Source organism: Planotetraspora mira, assembly GCF_016863275.1.
GTDB lineage: Bacteria > Actinomycetota > Actinomycetes > Streptosporangiales > Streptosporangiaceae > Planotetraspora > Planotetraspora mira.
Window position 1 is genome coordinate 143,765 of the sequence record NZ_BOOO01000024.1, and the last position, 16,551, is coordinate 160,315.

Consider the following 16,551-nt stretch of genomic DNA (forward strand, 5'->3'; position numbering starts at 1 on the left):
CGTCCAAGACAGAAGGTCGGGCAGGCCATAAAGAGGATTTATGATCGCTGGATGGAGCTGCGTCAGCTGCGTTATCTCGTCACGATCGCCGATGTGGGAAACCTCGGGCGGGCCGCGGAACAGCTGTACGTGAGCCAGCCCGCCCTCTCCTACGCCCTCAAGAATCTGGAATCCGAGCTCGGCGTCCGGCTGTTCGACCGCCACGCCGGAGGCGTCACCCCGACGGTGGCCGGACGTGACGTCGTCGCGGAGGCACGCCGGACCCTGCTCCAGGCCGCACGGGTGGCGGCAGTCGCGGAGCGGCACCTGCGCGGCGAGACCGGGGTGCTGCGGGTGGGCTTCGAGGCCAGCGGCGCCGGCGAGCTCACCACCCGGGCGCGAGCCGAGTTCGCCCGCCGCAATCCCGGTGTCCGGGTCGAGCCGAAGCGGTTCGACTGGAGCGAGGAGGTCACGGCGCTGCGCGACGGCCGGGTGGACGTCGCCTTCATCTGGCTGCCCGCCGATCTCGCCGGCCTGCATGCGGAGATCGTGCACACCGAGCCCCGGGTCGTCGGCCTGCCGTCCGGCCACGCGCTCGCCCGCCGCGACGGCATCTCCGTGCTCGAGGTCAACGACGAACCTCTGATGTGGACAGAACGGGCACCACGGGCCTGGGTGGACTGGTGGGCGGTCAACCCCAGACCGGATGGGTCGACCCCACGGTGGGGACCGACCAACGACAACGTCGAGGAGATGCTCGAGCAGGTCGCCGAAGGCACGGCCATCTGCTTCGCACCCCACAGCATGGCCCGTTACTACGCCCGCCCCGATCTCGCCTGGGTCCCGCTCACCGACGTCGAACCACTGAAGGTGGCCCTCGCCTGGGTCGACGGCGCGGACAACCTCCTCGTGCGGGGATTCGCCGCCGTCGTGTCCGAACTCGCGTCGGGCGAAGCCCCGTGACTGCGCGTCGTCGCAGGTGGGACGGGGTAGCGGCGGTACGTTGAAGTGTGGACCGACGAAGGCGCGTGCCGCGCACCGACGCCGTGCTCGCCGACCCGCGCCTGGCCGCGACGGCGGAGAGGCTCGGGCGGGCGGTGGTCAAGGACGCGGTCGCCGCAGCCCAGCAGCGCGTACGGCAGGGCGAGATCGAGCCGGAGGACGTCGCCGACGCGGCTCTGGCGGCGCTTCCCCGGCACGCCACCCACCTGCGCCCAGTGATCAACATGACCGGGGTCCTTCTCCACACCAATCTCGGCAGAGCGCCCCTGTCGCCCGCGGCCGTCGAGGCGGCGGCCATGGTGGCGGGCCCGGCCGACGTGGAGTTCGACCTGGCCACGGGCGCCCGGGCCAGGCGGGGCAGGACCGCCCTGGCGGCGCTCGCGGACGCCGTGCCCGCCGCGGACGACGTGCACGTGGTCAACAACAACGCCGCGGCCCTCGTCCTGGTCGCCACCGCCCTCGCCGCGGGACGGGAGATCGTGATCAGCCGCGGCGAACTGGTGGAGATCGGTGACGGCTTCCGGATCCCCGACCTGCTGGTCTCGACCGGCGCGCGACTGCGCGAGGTCGGCACCACCAACCGCACCACGCTCGCCGACTACCGCGCGGCCGTGGGGCCGGAGACCGGGTTCGTGCTCAAGGTGCACCCCTCGAATTTCCGGATCGAGGGGTTCACCGGTTCGGCCGGAGTGGGAGACCTGGCCCGGCTCGGCGTGCCGGTGGTGTCCGACATCGGCTCGGGGCTGCTGGAGCGTGAGCCGTTGCTGCCCGACGAGCCCGACGCGGCGAGCACTCTGGAGGCCGGAGCCCACCTGGTCACGGCCAGTGCCGACAAACTCCTCGGCGGTCCCCAGGCGGGACTCCTGCTCGGGCGGCACGACCTCGTCGAGCGGTGCAGGCGGCATCCGCTCGCCCGCGCGCTGCGGGTCGGCAAGGTGACGCTCGCGGCCCTGGAGGCCACGCTGCGCGGCCCCGCCACGCCCGTCCATCAGGCGCTCCACGCCGACCCTCGAGAGCTGCTCGATCGCGCGGAGGCCCTGGTCGGCGTGCTGGCCGAATCGGGGATCGACGCGAGAGCCGTACCGGCGGAGGCGACCGTGGGCGGCGGCGCGGCGCCCGGGGTGACCCTGCCCAGTGCGGCGGTGAGCCTGCCGGAGCGGCTCGCCGCACCGCTGCGGACGGGGGATCCGCCCGTCGTCGGCAGGGTGGAGGGCGGCAGGCTGCTGCTCGACCTGCGCGCCGTTCACGCGGGGCAGGACGGTGACGTGGCGAGGGCCGTGCTGGAGGCGAGCCGCTGATGCACGTCATCGCGACCGCCGGCCACGTCGACCACGGCAAGTCGACCCTGGTCGGGGCGCTCACCGGGATGGAACCCGACCGGCTGGAGGAGGAGCGCAGACGGGGGCTGACGATCGAGCTCGGCTATGCCTGGACGGCCCTGCCGTCGGGGGAGCGGGTCGCGTTCGTCGACGTCCCCGGGCACGAGCGGTTCCTCGGCACGATGCTCGCCGGGATCGGCCCGGTGCCCGCCGTGATGTTCGTGGTGGCCGCCGACGAGGGCTGGAAGCCGCAGTCGGAGGAGCACCTGGTGGCGCTGGAGACCCTCGGCGTACGGCTGGGCCTGCTCGTCGTGACCCGCGCCGACCTCGCCGACCCCGGACCGGCCGTCCGGGAGGCCCGCGCCCGCCTGGCGGAGGGCGGTCTCGGCCGGGTCGAGGCGCTGGTCGTGAGCGGGCGCACGGGCGAGGGGCTCGGCGAGCTGCGGGCGGCCCTGGACCGGCTGGTGGCGGCCCTGCCCGTTCCCGACCCCGCGGCCCCGGTGCGCCTGTGGATCGACCGGGCCTTCAGCGTGCGCGGCAGCGGGACGGTGGTGACGGGGACGCTCCCCGCGGGCCGGGTCGTGGTCGGCGACGAGCTGGAGATGGACGGAGAACCGGTCGGGATCCGTGCCCTGGAGTCGCTGAAGGAGCAGGTGGACTCGGCGACCGGAGTGGCGAGGGTCGCGGTCAACCTGCGAGGCAGGGCCGTGCCGGAGCGCGGACGGGCCCTCGTGACGCCGGGTGCCTGGACCGCGACGGACCTGGTCGACGTGCGGATCTCCGCCGCGCCGGGCTTCTCGGGTCCGTTGCCGAGGCGGCTGACCGCCCACATCGGCTCCGCGGCGATTCCGTGCGACGTGCGGCCGCTCGGCGGGCCGGTCGTGCGGCTGCGCCTCGGCAGGCGGCTGCCGCTGCACCTCGGTGACCTCCTGCTGCTGCGTGATCCCGGCGGCCACCGGGCGCTTCGCGTGCTCGCCGGGGCGCGGGTCCTCGACGTGCGGCCGCCCGAGCTCGGCCGGCGGGGCGCGGCCCGGGCTCGCGCCGACGAACTCGCCGCGGCGACCCTGGACGCGGGGTCCCTGCTCCGCGTCCACCGGCTGCTGCGCGGAGAGCAACTTCTGGCCATGGGCTGTGACCTCCCCGGCCCGCCGGTGGAAGGGGACTGGCACGCCGATCCCGCCCACTGGTCCCGGCTGGCCGGACGGCTGGCCGAGGTCGTGCGCAGGCACGCGGCCGACCATCCCCTGGAGCCCGGGATGCCGGTGGAGGCGGCCCGCCATGAGCTCGGGCTGCCCGACCGGAGGCTGGTCACGGCCCTGGTCCGGCCTCCGCTTGAGACGGCGGGCGGCAGGATCTCCTGCGGGCCGTCCGGCGGCCTGCCCGCGTCCGTGGCGGGAGCCGTCCAGAGGCTGGGCGCGGAGTTGTCCGCGCACCCCTTTCTCGCGCCGGAGGCGGGACGCCTCGCCGATCTGGGGCTAGGTTCCCGTGAGCTGGCGGCCGCCGTACGGGCCGGGGCCCTGATGCGGGTGGCCGACGGGATCGTGTTGCTGCCGGGGGCGGACACCAGGGCGGCGGCGGTGCTGGCGGGGCTGCCCCAGCCCTTCACGGTCAGCCAGGCCAGGACCGCCCTCGGCACCAGCCGCAGGGTCGCGGTGCCCCTGCTGGAGCATCTCGACCGCCAGGGGCTCACCGAACGGGTGGACGACTATCACCGCATATGCCGGGTGGGCGGCTCCTGACCAGCAGGTATACCTTCGACTCAAGGGGCCGTCGTCGCCCGAGGGCCCGGTGACGGCCGCTCGGCCGCCCCTCACCCCCCGTCCTCGTCGCAGGCGGCGGCCGGAGTCTCGGCAAGGAAGGAAGCCGCCATCATGCCGGGCAACAAGGCTGTCGTGTACGAGGGGCCAGGACATGTAGAGATCGTCGACACCGACTATCCCGAGTTCGAACTCAAGGAGGGGCCGGGGGTGCCTCCGGCCAACGTCGGGCGGAAGGTCGGGCACGGGGCGATCGTCAAACCGGTCGCCACCAACATCTGCGGGAGCGACCAGCACATGGTCCGCGGCCGCACCACCGCCCCGCCCGGCCTCGTCCTCGGCCACGAGATCACCGGCGAGGTGGTGGAGGTCGGTCCCGACGTCGAGGTCATCAAGGTCGGCGACCTGGTGTCGGTGCCGTTCAACATCGCGTGCGGCCGCTGCCGCAACTGCAAGTCGGGCGACACCCACATCTGCGAGCGGGTCAACCCCGAGCAGCCGGGCGGAGCGTACGGCTATGTGGACATGGGCGGCTGGCCGGGCGGCCAGGCGGAGTACGTCCTGGTGCCCTACGCCGACTGGAACCTGCTCAAGTTCCCCGACCGGGACCAGGCGATGGAGAAGATCCTCGACCTGGCCATGCTCGCGGACATCTTCCCGACGGGGTACCACGGTTGCGTGTCGGCGGGTGTGACCAGCGGGTCGACGGTCTACGTCGCCGGCGCGGGACCGGTGGGGCTCGCCGCGGCGTGCTCGGCCTTCCTGCTCGGCGCCGCGGTGGTCATCGTCGGCGACCTCAACAAGGACCGGCTTGCCCAGGCGCACAGCTTCGGCTGCGAGACCGTGAACGTGGCGGACGGCGACCCGGGCGAGCAGATCGAGCAGATCCTCGGTGTTCCCGAGGTGGACGCGGGCGTCGACGCGGTCGGGTTCGAGGCCAAGGGGCACGGGCCCGGCGCCGAGGAGGCGCCCGCCACCGTGCTCAACACCCTGATGCGGGTCACCAGGGCCGGCGGCAGGCTGGGCATTCCCGGGTTGTACGTCACCGGCGATCCCGGAGCCAAGGACGACGCGGCCAAGGAGGGGTCGCTGTCGATCCGGCTGGGCCTCGGGTGGGCCAAGGCGCACTCGTTCGTCACCGGACAGTGCCCGGTCATGCGGTATCACCGCAAGCTCATGATGGCGATACTCAACGACCGCGTGCAGATCGCGAAGGCGGTCAACCCGACCGTCCTGCCGCTCGACCAGGCGCCTCACGGATATGAGGAGTTCGACCACGGAGCGGCTCGCAAGTACGTCCTCGACCCGCACGGCCTGATCACCGTGTGACGGGCCCGGCCTTCACGACGGGCGGGACGGCGTTCCGGCGAGGCCGCGATGCAGCAGGGCGGTGAGAGCATCGATGATCTCGTCGTCCGCTGCTCCCGGGCCGTGCTCGCCCGCCGTGAGGACGGCGTAGCCCACCATCGAGATCATGGCGCCCATGGCGGCGGCCACGAGCACGGGGTCGCCGGGAAGGTCGCGGCCCTGTTCGCGCATGTGCACCAAATGGTCCCGCAGGTCGTCGGTCTGCGCGGAGAGGGTCTGCCACGCGCGGCCCGAGCCCGGCGGTTCGGACATCGTCGACTGGGTCAGCGCCACCACCACGGGAAGGTTGTCGCGATAGTTGTGCCAGGCCACGGCCACGTGCTCGCGGAGCGCGCCGGCGTCTGCGAGGTCGTGGCCGTGGGGACGCCCGGCCGCGACCCCCGCGCCGATCGTGGCGTCCACCTGCGCCTCCATGTCGGCCAGCAGTGACTGGAGGAGGTCCTCCTTGCTGCTGAAGTGGTCGTAGAACGAGCCGGTGGCCCGGCCCGCGGCCCGGGTGATGTCGGTGATCTTCGTGTTCAGGTAGCCGCGCTCGACGAACAGCCGCCGCGCCGCCTCCTTGAGGGCGGCCTCGGTGCCGGCCGCCTGCTCCTTGCGCACTCCCACCGGTGTGCTCCTTGTCCGTCTCCCGCCGCGGCCCCATCGCCGGTTGACACCCATCTTCGCGTCTCATCATACTGAATGTGCATTCACCGAATCAGAGTTCACCGAACGCGCATTCAGGAGGGACGAATGGACGTCATCGTGGCAGGCGGCGGCGTGGCCGGGGCGGCGAGCGCGATCGCGCTGCGGCGGATCGGCGCGGAGGTGACCCTCTATGAGGCGTACGCCGATCCGGCCGGCCAGGTGGGCTCGTTCCTGAGCCTCGCCGGCAACGGGCTGCGCGGCATCGACGCGCTCGGCTGCCTGGAGCAGGTCCAGCGGGCCGGCTTCGCCGTACCGGCTCAGCGGATGGTCTCCGGCTCCGGCAGGACGCTGGGGGAGACGCCGCGCGGGCGGATGTCGGGAGACCCGTTGCTCAGCGTCACCCTGATGCGCGGCCACCTGGTCGAGGCGCTGCGTGACCACGCCCAGCGGGCCGGGGTGCGCATCGTCACCGACCACCGTCTGGTCGGCGCGACCCCGATCGGAGCGGGCGTCAGAGCCGAGTTCGCCGACGGTTCCAGCGTGAGCGCCGATCTACTCGTGGGCGCCGACGGCCTGTGGTCGGCCACCCGTTCGGTCCTCGACCCGGATGCTCCCCGGCCCGTCTACGGCGGGCTGTACAGCGTCTCCGGCGTCGCCGAGGGCGTGCCCGGTGTGACGGGCGAGCCGGCGATGTTCACCATGGTCTTCGCACGCAACGGCGTCTTCATCCATCTCCCGGCGCCGGACGGCACCATTTGGTGGTCGGCGCAGGTCATCGCGCCCCGGCAGCCGGAGCTCGCCGGCGTCGGCGAACAGGAGTGGCTGCAGCGTCTCGCCGGGCTGTACCGCCACGAGCGGCTGCCTCTCTCGATCATCGAGGCGACCACCCGGCTGCATCGCCCCACTCTGATGCACGTCCTGGCCGAGGTTCCCACCTGGCATGACGACCGCATCGTGCTCGTCGGCGACGCCGCCCACCCGGTCGGCGCGGGCCAGGGGGCCTCCATGGCGATCGAGGACGCCGTGGTCCTCGCCCAGGCGCTGGCCGGGGAGGATTCCACCGCCGCCGCCCTGGCGGCATACGACCGGCTACGCCGGGCCAGGGTCGGCAAGATGGTCAAGATGGCCGCGGCCAATCGCGACGCCAAGAAGTCCGGCCCCATCGGGCGGCGTCTCCGCGACGCCCTCATGCTCATCGGGACGCGGCTCTTCTACGAGAAGGCCACCTCCTGGCTGTACACCCATGATCTGGGGACGCTGCCCGAGGTCACGGAAGGAGCCGCTCGTTGAGCATCGGCGCGGGGTAACCGGGCACCGGAGCAGGATGCCGCCAGGGCTCGTGGACGGCCGATCCGGGCAGGCCGGCGAGCTCGAGGACGTACCGCCTCACGTACTCGCCGTCGGGATCGACCTTCTTGGCCTGGCGCAGAGGGTTGATCACGCGGTTCGGCCGGGTGTCGTTGCCGGTGCCCGCCACCCACTGCCAGTTGCCGCAGTTGTTGGGGATGTCGGCGTCCAGCAGCAGATCGTTGAAATGGTCCGCGCCGATCCGCCAGTCGATCCCGAGCCGCTTGGTGAGGAAGGAGCCGACGATCATCCGGAGCCGGTTGTGCATCCATCCCTCCTCACGCAGCTGGCGCATCCCGGCGTCCACGATCGGCACGCCGGTCAGACCCTGGCGCCAGGCCTCCGCGGCCTCCTCGTCGTCCTCCCAGGTCGCGCGCCGCGGCCGGTAGTCCCGCCGCGGCAGCTCGGGGAACGCGGAGGCGACCTGGTAGTAGAAGTCGCGCCAGCACAGTTGCCGCACGAAGTCGTCGCCGCCCGCCAGGGGCGCCGCCCTCGTCACCACCTCGACGGGTGAGACGCACCCGAACCGCAGATAGGGGCTCAACATCGACGTCCGCTCGGCCGCGAGGTCATGGCCCTGGGCATAGCCGGCCAGCCCGCCGCTCAGCCATTCGTCCAGGCGTCGCCGCCCCGCGGTCTCGCCCCCTTGGAGCAGTCCGAACGGCTTCGGCGACCGGATGGGAAGCGTTCCGGCGTCCACATCCGCGGGCAGCCGCACCTGGGCGGGAGGATCGAGGACACGCCGCTTGCGGGTCTCCGACCAGACCCGCCAGTAGGGCGTGAACACGCGGTAGTGGTCCCCTCCGATGGGGACGAGGTCGCCGGGCGGCACCACGGTCAGGCCGGAGAACAGCCGGAAGTCGAGCCGTTCGCCCGCGCACGCGTCCGCGAGGCGCTCCTCGCGGCGCCGGGCGAACGCGCTGACGTCCGCGGCGGCCCAGATCCCGGCCGCCCGCACCTGCCGCGCCAGCTTGATCGCTTCGGCGACCGGGTCGCCGTGCCGTACCACCAGATCGCCGCCCAGCTCGCGGAGACGGGACCTCAGGTCATGCAGGGCACAGGACAGGAAGTCGGCACGATGACGCGGTTCGATGGCCGGATCGACCACGAACAGCGGTACGACGTGCCGCGCCTGCTCGCACGCCTCCGCCAGGGCCGGATTGTCGTGGACTCGAAGATCCCTGGTGAGCAGCACGATGACCGTCTCCACATACTGCTCTTCGAGGCGGATCCGGGGACCGGTTGCCGTGGCTCAGGAAGATCCGCCGGGAGGGAGCGCGGGCAGCCCCGCGGGGGCGCCGTTCTCGATGAGGGCGAGCAGGGCGTCGGTGTCGGCGTACCTCTCGATCATGTCTCCCAGGGCGTCGAGCTGGCGCTCCCTCAGGGCGGAGAAGGACACCTCGGGATCCGGCGTGAAGTCGTCCTTGCCCGCCACGGAGGCGACGTCGGCCAGGAAGGCGCGGCGGAAGGCGTCGTTCTCCAGGGCGCCGTGCCAGGTGGTGCCCCAGACCGCGCCCACCCGGCATCCGTCGAGGAACGGCTCGGCCTCCCCGTCGAAGGAGACGACCCCGTGGTGGATCTCGTAAGCAGCCACCCGATGGCCGTACGCCTCGCCGACCGGCCGGGACAGGACCTTCTCCGTCCCGAACTCGACCGTGGCAGGGAGCAGCCCGAGCCCTTCGACCAGCCCCGCGCCGGACTCCACGTCATCCATGATCGAGCGGGAGAGCATCTGGTAGCCGCCGCAGATCCCCAGGACGGGCCCCCGCCGTTCGGCCACGGCCGAGGCGAGGCCCGTACGGCGGAGCCAGTCGAGGTCGCTCACCGTCGCGCGGGACCCCGGCAGCACCACCAGGTCGGCCTCCCTGATCTCCGCGGCCTCGGCGGGGGAGGACACGAACCGGACGGCGACCCCCGGCTCGGCCGCGAGGGCGTCGATGTCGGTGAAGTTCGAGATCCTCGGATAGCGCACCACGGCCACCCGCAGGCTCCTCCCGGTGTACGGCCCGGCCGCCGGCTCCGCGGTCTTCCGGTTGTCCAGGGCGAGGGAGTCCTCCAGGTCCATCCACAGGCCGTCGAGCCAGGGCAGCACGCCGTAGACGGGGCGTCCCGTGAGCTCCCTGAGCGTGTCGAGTCCGGGCTCGAGCAGCTCGCGCGCCCCACGGAACTTGTTGATCAGGAAGCCGCTGATCAACGCCTGGTCCTCGGCCTCCAGCAGCGCGAGCGTGCCGTACAGCGAGGCGAAGACGCCGCCTCTGTCGATGTCGCCGACCACCACGACGGGGATGCCGGCCGCGCGGGCCAGCCCCATGTTGGCGATGTCCCCCCTGCGCAGGTTGATCTCCGCGGGGCTTCCCGCGCCCTCGCAGACGACGACGTCGAACTCCGCGCGCAGCCGCCGGTAGGACTCCAGGGCGACGGCCCTGAGCCGGTCCTTGTAGGCGAGGTACTCCATGGCGTCCACGTCGGCCAGGGGCTTTCCGAGCACGACCACCTGGCTGCGCCGCTCACCGCCCGGCTTCAGCAGGATCGGGTTCATGTCGGCGGTGGGCTCCAGCCCGGCGGCCTGCGCCTGGGCGACCTGGGCCCGCCCGATCTCGGCTCCGTCGGCGGTCACGAACGAGTTCAGCGACATGTTCTGCGCCTTGAACGGCGCGACCCGCACGCCTTGGCGGGCCAGCCACCGGCAGATTCCCGCCGTCACCACGCTCTTGCCCGCGTCCGAGGTCGTTCCTGCGACCAGCAGTGTCCCCTTCGGGGTCCCTTTCAGCACGGGCGCAAGCCTTTCAGGTGGGCAGCCGGAGGGTGAAGACCGATCCCCTCCCCGGCTCGCTGGCGGCGGACACGGTCCCGCCGTGGGCCTCCGCGAGCTTGCGGACGATGGACAGGCCGAGCCCGCTGCCGCCGGTGGCCCGGCTCCGTGACTTGTCCGCTCGCCAGAACCTGTCGAAGACATGGGCGAGGTCCTCGGCGGCGATCCCTGAGCCGGTGTCCTCGACGTCGATCACGACGTGATCCCCGTCGAGGCGCGAGCACACCCGCACGGAGCCGCCGCGAGGCGTGTGCCGTACGGCGTTGGAGACGAGGTTGCCCACGGCCTGGCGCACCCGCATCGGGTCGGCGAGGAACTCCGGGTGGCCTTCCGCGTGCGCGGTCAGTGCGACGCCCGCGGCGTCGGCGCTCCCCGTGTGCGCGGTGACGACCTGGGCGACGAGGTCGGGGACGCCGATCCGCTCCTTGTGCAGCCTGAGCGCGCCCGCGTCGGCCATCGCCAGGTCCTGCAGGTCGTCGATGACGTGTTGCAGGAGCACGGCCTCCTCGAGGAGTGAGGTCATCAGCGACCGGTCCGGCTCGACGACGCCGTCCTCGGCCGCCTCGAGCCAGCCGCGGATGTTGCTGAGGGGGGTGCGCAGTTCGTGGGCCACGTCGCTGACCATCGCCTTGCGCAGGTTCTCCAACTGTTCGCGGCGCTCCGACATCGCGTTGAAGGCCGTCGCGAGCCTGCCGATCTCGTCTCCGCGCTCGATGTCGACGCGGGCGGAGACGTCACCCTCCTCCATCCGCCTGGCCGCGCCGGTCAGCGCGCGCAGCGGGCCGATCAACCGGATGCCGGCAAGGGCGGTGACGGTGACGGTGGTCAGCAACACCAGCGCCGCGACCCCCGCGATACGGGCCTGGTTGGACTGCGACAGGTCGAAGATCGTCGACGGCGTGGAGCCGCGGCTGCTGACGAACATCAGTGCGGTGGGCGCGACGTACGGCGCGAGTTGCTCGCGTCTGCCGGAGGTGACGCAGTCCTGCACGATCTTCCTGCTTTTCGCGCTGTCCCGGGCCGTCTCCTGGCTGGTGGCGACGGCGGGAACGTCCCGGGTGGTGCCACCGGCACGTGTCTCCTGGGAGGTGACGCCGGCCGGCCCGGGCAACGGCGTCCAGCTGAAGTCGAGGCCGAGTTTCACGTCCGGTTGCCTCTGGTGCGCGAGGCAGGTGTGCACGAGCTTGCCGAGCCGGGTGAGCGCCTTCGCCTCGGTGCGGGTCGGCCCGTCGAGGACCGGGGCGTCACATCTGCTGGACAGATCCAGCCCGTGGTCGTCGGTCTCGACGCGGGGCCGCCCGCTGGGGCTCTCCACGATCTTCGTGGTAATCGCGAAGGAGACATTGCGCAGGCACGCCGCACGCCGCTGGGCGGCCGAGCGCAGCGTGTCATGCTCGGTGCGGGTCAGCCGGTACGGCCCGACGGCGCGCGGATCGATGTGGTCGGTCGGCGAATCGGTCACCAGGGCGCCGTCGACGGACAGCGGATCGATGACGGCCGTCGGCTTCGCGGGCAACGAGATCGGGCCGGTGTCGGAGTCGAGGATCGGCGTGCGGTCCTCGGTGGTCAGCGTGATCCTGTGCTTGATCTTCCGCGCCAGGTCGCTGACCGCCTGCCGTGCTCCGTCCCAGTTGGGGTGGGTGGCCGCGTAGCCGACGAGCGCGTCGTAGGTCCTGGCGTCGTCGGCGAGGGCCTGGCCCTGCTCCTGCTGGATGGCCACCGTGGTGCTCCGTACGGTCAGCCAGGCGGTCGCCGCGATGGAGCAGACGGACACGAGCACGGACACCGCCAGCAACCGCATGAGCAGGCTGCGGCGAAGTGGCACGTCACGGCGCATCGTGGGTGTCCCGCCGGCCGTTCGCGGGGGCCTCGTCGGCGTCGCCGCAGGTCAGCTTGTAGCCCACTCCGTAGACGGTGACCAGCCGTACGGGCCTGCGCGGCTCGGGCTCGATCTTCCTGCGGAGGTTCATCACGTGCACGTCGACCGTCCGTGAGGTGATGTAGCGGTCGAAACCGTGCAGGTGGCCGAGGATCTGCTCCCGGGTGAACACCCGGCCGGGCTCCGCCGCCATCAGTTCGAGCACCTGGAACTCGCCGGGAGTGCACTCGATGCGCCGGCCGTCCACGCTGATCTCATGGCGGATCGGATCCACCGCCAGCGGGCCGACCCGGAGCATCGGGTCGATCTTCGGGGCCGTGGGGCGGGTCCGCCGGAGCAGCGTGCGCACGCGGGCGGTCAGCTCACGCGGGCTGTAGGGCTTGGTCATGTAGTCGTCGGCGCCCAGGTCGAGGCCGAGGAGCAGGTCGTCCTCCGTGGAGCGGGCGGTCAGCATGAGGACGGGGAGATCCGACTCGGCGCGGAGGATGCGGCACACGTCCAGCCCGTCGACCTTGGGCATCATCACGTCGAGCACGAGCAGGTCGGGCGGCGTGCGGCGGACGGTGTCCAGGGCCTCGCGGCCGTCGTGCACGGTGACGACCGAGTGCCCCTCCCGCTCCAGGTAGCGGCGGACCAGTTCGGCCTGCTTCACGTTGTCCTCCGCGACCAGGACGTATGCGCACATATCGGCGATCCTAGGCGGGGCCTCAGGGCACTCGGACGCCACCGGCCTGGTGGTTCATGGGACGGCTAAGGGTTCCTGACAGGTTTCTGACAACCCTGGCCCATCGTGTCCGGCATGCCGAGAACCCAGTCGCCTCCACAGGTCCCAGGCCGCCGGGCTGTGCGCCGCGGCGTTGCTCGTCGCGGTGGCCGCCTGTGCCGGGTCCGGCGAGGACAGGGACCAGGGGGTGGCCTCGCTCGCCAGTGCCGTACCGGGGACATCCGGCACGAGCACTCCAGCGGCCGCCGACCCGATCGAGGCCAAGCGACCGCAGCTCCGCCTGGACAGCACCGAGGAGGAGGCCAAGCGGCTGAGGTTCGCCTACTGGGCGTGCCTGCAGACCCATGGGGTCAAGATGGACACCGCTCGAGTGGGCACGTCGAAGGCGCAGGCTCCTCCCTTCATGAGCGGCCCGAACTCTCGCGAGCCGGCGGAAGCGTACAAGGCCTGTCTCGTGAAGATGCCCCTCATGCCTCCTGAGCTGGACCGGGACAGGAACCCCGACTACGTGGACCAGCACCACGCCTACGTGAAGTGCCTCAACGCGCGCGGCATGCACGTCACGGAGCTTCCCGACGCGAGTGGCTGGACCTACGCCGACAACGACCAGCCGGCCGAATCCGTGAGAAACAAGATCGACAAGGACTGCACGATGGAGGCCTTCGGTGGCAGGAACTGACGAAATGGACGCGCCGCCGAGAAGGGGACGGAAGCGGATCGTCCTGGGGGCGCTCGTCCTGGTCGCCGTCGTGGCGGCCGGCGGGATCGCGGTCGCGGTGATCGGTCACGACGGGAAGCCGGAGGCCACCGGTGCCGGCAATGCTCCGGTGGCGACCACGTCCGTGGTCAAGACCGATCTCTCGGACACCCGGTCGCTCCAGGGCACGCTGGGCTACGGCACCGAACGCTCGGTGCGGGGCGCGGGCACGGGACTGGTCACCCGGCTGCCGAAGGCGGGGGCCACCGTGGTCAGGGGCAAGCCGCTCTACTGGGTGGACGATCGCCCCGTGCCGGCCTTCGTCGGTGACACGCCCCTGTTCCGCAAGCTCGACCAGGTGGGGGTCCGAGGCCGTGACGTGACCGTGGTGGCGAACAATCTGCGGGCGCTCGGATACTCCATCGGCTACATGCCGCCCCAGACGCCGGTCGCGGGGAAACCCTCCGTGCCGGGTGACGTCTTCACCGCTTCGCTCAAGTCGGCGCTCAAGCAGTGGCAGGTGGCCGCCGGGCTGCAGCCCACCGGCACACTGGACATCGGCCAGGTCGTCGTGCTCTCCGGGCCGGCGCGGGTCGCGTCCGTCAAGGCCCAGCTCGGGGATCCCGTGGCGGAGGAGCTGATCACGGTCACCCCGACGGCCAAGGTCGTGACCGTACCGGTGGACGCCACCGACGTGGGCACCATCCGCCTGAAGGCCCGGGCGAGCATCACGCTCCCCAGCGGCAAGAAGATCGCCGGGCAGGTCACGGCGATCGGGAGGACCGTTCAGGAGGTGACGGACGGCTCCGGCCAGACCGCGGCCCAGCTGAACATCACCGTCACCCCGCGCAAGGCCGCCGACGTGAAGGCGCTGGACGCCGCGGGCGTCGAGGTGACCTTCACCTCCCAGGTCCGGCGAGGTGTGCTCGCCGTTCCTGTCGGTGCGCTGCTGGCCCTGCGTGAGGGCGGCTACGCCCTCCAACTCCCCGACGGGAAGCTGGTCGCGGCGGAGACCGGGATGTTCGTCAGGGGAATGGTCGAGGTCACCGGCAAGGGCGTCACCGAGGGACTCAAAGTGGTGACGAGCTCATGACCTCCGGGGTCCCCGTCATGCGCGTCCATCGGGCCACCAAGCTCCATCCGGGTGGCGTCACCGCCCTCAACGACGTCTCACTGGTGATCGACGAGGGAGAGCTGCTCTCCATCGTCGGCCCGTCGGGATCGGGCAAGTCCACGCTGCTGAACATCATGGGCACGCTCGACCTGCCGACCAGCGGCACCGTGGAGATCGGCGGCCAGGACGTCGCGGCCCTCACCGACCGCCGGCTGTCCGCGCTGCGCGGCCGGCTTCTGGGGTTCGTCTTCCAGCAGTTCCACCTGACGGACGGGCTGAGCGCCACCGAGAACGTGGCCACCGGGCTGCTCTACGCCGGGGTGCCGCACCGCAGACGCCGCCCGCTCGCTCTGGAGGCGCTGGCGCGGGTCGGGCTCGCCCACCGGGTCGGGCATATGCCCCATCAGCTCTCCGGCGGGGAGCGGCAGCGGGTCGCCATCGCGCGGGCCCTGGTCAACGAGCCCGCGCTGGTCCTCGCGGACGAGCCGACGGGCGCCCTCGACACGGCCAACGGCCAGGCCGTGCTCGAACTGCTGATCAAGCTGAACGCCGAGGGCACCACGATCGCGATCGTCACCCATGACAGGGACATCGCGGCACGGGTGCCCCGGCGGGTGGAGATCCTCGACGGCCGGATCGTGGCCGACGCCCGCACGGGGAGCATGTCATGAGGCGGGCCACTCGGACCGACCCCGTCCGTCTCGCCCCGGGCGACATCCTGCGGCTCGGGCTGCTGGGCATCCGCACCCGGAAGATGCGGGCGGCCCTGTCCGCCCTGGGCATCTCGATCGGCATCGCCACTCTGATCATCGTGATGGGGATCCCGGCGTCCAGCCAGAAGGCCCTGATGAACGAGCTGTCCGCGCTCGGCACCAACATGCTGCGCGCGGAACCCATGCCCAACCAGGACCCCCCGGTCCTGCTGCCGGAGTCGGCCGACGGCATGGCCGCCCGCATCGCCCCCGTCACCGTGGCGAGCGCGGTCGCCAACACCCACGCCGTCGTGGCCCGATCGGACAAGGTCGACGCCGGGGACGCCGCCGGCATCAGCGTGCTCGCCAGTCGCGTCAACCTGCTCGCCGCGGTCAACGGCTCGGTCCAGTACGGACGATTCCTCACCGCCTCGACCGACAGGTTCCCGACCGTCGTCCTCGGATATCAGGCCGCGGCACGTCTCGGCGTCAACGAGTTGCCGCCCGGCCAGGAGCCCCCGCAGGTGTTCGTCGGCGACCACTGGTTCACCGTGATCGGCATTCTGCGCTCGATGCCACTCGCCCCCGAGCTGGACCGCTCCGTCCTGGTCGGCTGGGAGGCCGCCCGGAAGTACCTGCGCTTCGACGGGCATCCGACGGTCGTCTACGTACAGGCGAGGGAGGACGCCCTGGAGGACGTGCGGGAGGTCCTGCCCGCCACCCTCCACCCGGAGACGCCCGACCTGGTGGTGGTCAGCCGCCCCTCGGACGCGCTTGCGGCCAAGCGCGTGACGGAGACCACGTTCTCCGCGCTCTTCCTCGGGCTCGCCGGCGTCGCCCTGCTGGTCGGAGGCATCGGTGTGGCCAACACCATGGTGGTCTCCGTCCTGGAGCGCCGCCGCGAGATCGGCCTGCGGCGGGCGCTCGGTGCGACCCGCGGCCACATCCGAGCTCAGTTCCTCACCGAGTCGGTCGCGCTCTCCGGGCTGGGAGGTGTGATCGGCACCCTGCTGGGGGTCCTGGTGGCCGTCGGCTACTCGGCGTACCAGGGGTGGCCGCCGGTGATCCCGCCGGTCGCGGCCTTCGGCGGCATCGGCGGGGCCGTGGTGGTCGGCATGGCCGCCGGGGTCTACCCCTCGATCCGCGCCTCACGCCTGACCCCGACCGACGCCCTGGCCGCGCCCTGAACAGAGCCTCATCGATCCCTGACAGGTTCCTCACAATGACTGGAGAT

General features: G+C 71.9%; 14 protein-coding genes. 9 read left to right on the forward strand and 5 right to left on the reverse strand.

What is annotated here, in order from left to right; all coding sequences use genetic code 11:
* Window positions 1–51 precede the first annotated feature (51 nt).
* From Pmi06nite_RS23205 to fdhA, 4 genes are all read left to right on the forward strand, one after another.
* Window positions 52–942 (forward strand): LysR family transcriptional regulator, encoded by an 891-nt coding sequence (locus Pmi06nite_RS23205; protein WP_203955183.1) that lies wholly within the window; start codon window positions 52–54, stop codon window positions 940–942.
* Window positions 943–1,007: 65 nt separating this feature from the next.
* Window positions 1,008–2,279 (forward strand): L-seryl-tRNA(Sec) selenium transferase, encoded by a 1,272-nt coding sequence (selA, locus tag Pmi06nite_RS23210; protein ID WP_239114140.1) that lies wholly within the window; start codon window positions 1,008–1,010, stop codon window positions 2,277–2,279.
* Complete coding sequence (locus Pmi06nite_RS23215; protein WP_203955185.1) at window positions 2,279–4,039, forward strand: SelB domain-containing protein; 1,761 nt, start codon at window positions 2,279–2,281, stop codon at window positions 4,037–4,039. Before selA ends, Pmi06nite_RS23215 begins: the two co-directional genes overlap by 1 nt.
* Before the next feature lie 132 nt (window positions 4,040–4,171).
* Window positions 4,172–5,386 carry a formaldehyde dehydrogenase, glutathione-independent gene (fdhA, locus tag Pmi06nite_RS23220; RefSeq protein WP_203955186.1) on the forward strand — a complete coding sequence of 405 codons (1,215 nt, stop codon included), beginning with the start codon at window positions 4,172–4,174 and terminating at the stop codon, window positions 5,384–5,386.
* Between the two features lie 12 nt (window positions 5,387–5,398).
* Here fdhA and Pmi06nite_RS23225 read toward each other — a convergent pair whose 3' ends face one another.
* Window positions 5,399–6,031: a TetR/AcrR family transcriptional regulator gene (locus Pmi06nite_RS23225; protein ID WP_203955187.1), complete on the reverse strand. Its 633-nt coding sequence runs from the start codon at window positions 6,029–6,031 to the stop codon at window positions 5,399–5,401.
* 126 nt (window positions 6,032–6,157) lie between these two features.
* Between Pmi06nite_RS23225 and Pmi06nite_RS23230 the strand changes: the two genes are divergently transcribed.
* The gene (locus tag Pmi06nite_RS23230; RefSeq protein ID WP_203955188.1) at window positions 6,158–7,342 is read left to right on the forward strand and encodes an FAD-dependent oxidoreductase; all 1,185 of its coding nucleotides are present in this window, start codon (window positions 6,158–6,160) and stop codon (window positions 7,340–7,342) included.
* Here the strand turns inward: Pmi06nite_RS23230 and Pmi06nite_RS23235 are convergent.
* From Pmi06nite_RS23235 to Pmi06nite_RS23250, 4 genes are read right to left on the reverse strand one after another with little or no spacing between them, the layout of a single operon-like run.
* Window positions 7,320–8,609 (reverse strand): cryptochrome/photolyase family protein, encoded by a 1,290-nt coding sequence (locus Pmi06nite_RS23235; protein ID WP_203955189.1) that lies wholly within the window; start codon window positions 8,607–8,609, stop codon window positions 7,320–7,322. The two genes, Pmi06nite_RS23230 and Pmi06nite_RS23235, sit on opposite strands and share 23 nt — an antisense overlap.
* A 42-nt stretch (window positions 8,610–8,651) precedes the next feature.
* Entirely contained in the window at window positions 8,652–10,169 is a 1,518-nt protein-coding gene (locus tag Pmi06nite_RS23240; protein WP_203955292.1) for a cobyric acid synthase, read from the reverse strand.
* A gap of 16 nt (window positions 10,170–10,185) precedes the next feature.
* Window positions 10,186–12,036 carry a sensor histidine kinase gene (locus tag Pmi06nite_RS23245; protein ID WP_239114142.1) on the reverse strand — a complete coding sequence of 617 codons (1,851 nt, stop codon included), beginning with the start codon at window positions 12,034–12,036 and terminating at the stop codon, window positions 10,186–10,188.
* 1 nt (window position 12,037) lies between these two features.
* Window positions 12,038–12,775: a response regulator transcription factor gene (locus Pmi06nite_RS23250; RefSeq protein ID WP_203955191.1), complete on the reverse strand. Its 738-nt coding sequence runs from the start codon at window positions 12,773–12,775 to the stop codon at window positions 12,038–12,040.
* Window positions 12,776–12,959: 184 nt separating this feature from the next.
* On the opposite strand from Pmi06nite_RS23250, the gene Pmi06nite_RS23255 reads away from it, so the two are divergent.
* The 4 genes from Pmi06nite_RS23255 to Pmi06nite_RS23270 are packed head-to-tail and all read left to right on the forward strand — an operon-like array spanning window position 12,960 to window position 16,504.
* The gene (locus tag Pmi06nite_RS23255) at window positions 12,960–13,493 is read left to right on the forward strand and encodes a hypothetical protein (protein WP_203955192.1); all 534 of its coding nucleotides are present in this window, start codon (window positions 12,960–12,962) and stop codon (window positions 13,491–13,493) included.
* On the forward strand, window positions 13,480–14,604 hold the full coding sequence (locus tag Pmi06nite_RS23260) for a peptidoglycan-binding protein (protein WP_203955193.1): 1,125 nt from the start codon (window positions 13,480–13,482) through the stop codon (window positions 14,602–14,604). The genes Pmi06nite_RS23255 and Pmi06nite_RS23260 overlap by 14 nt, the downstream gene beginning before the upstream one ends.
* Entirely contained in the window at window positions 14,601–15,296 is a 696-nt protein-coding gene (locus tag Pmi06nite_RS23265) for an ABC transporter ATP-binding protein (RefSeq protein ID WP_203955194.1), read from the forward strand. The genes Pmi06nite_RS23260 and Pmi06nite_RS23265 overlap by 4 nt, the downstream gene beginning before the upstream one ends.
* Window positions 15,293–16,504 carry an ABC transporter permease gene (locus Pmi06nite_RS23270; protein WP_203955195.1) on the forward strand — a complete coding sequence of 404 codons (1,212 nt, stop codon included), beginning with the start codon at window positions 15,293–15,295 and terminating at the stop codon, window positions 16,502–16,504. Before Pmi06nite_RS23265 ends, Pmi06nite_RS23270 begins: the two co-directional genes overlap by 4 nt.
* The last annotated feature ends 47 nt before the right edge of the window (window positions 16,505–16,551 follow it).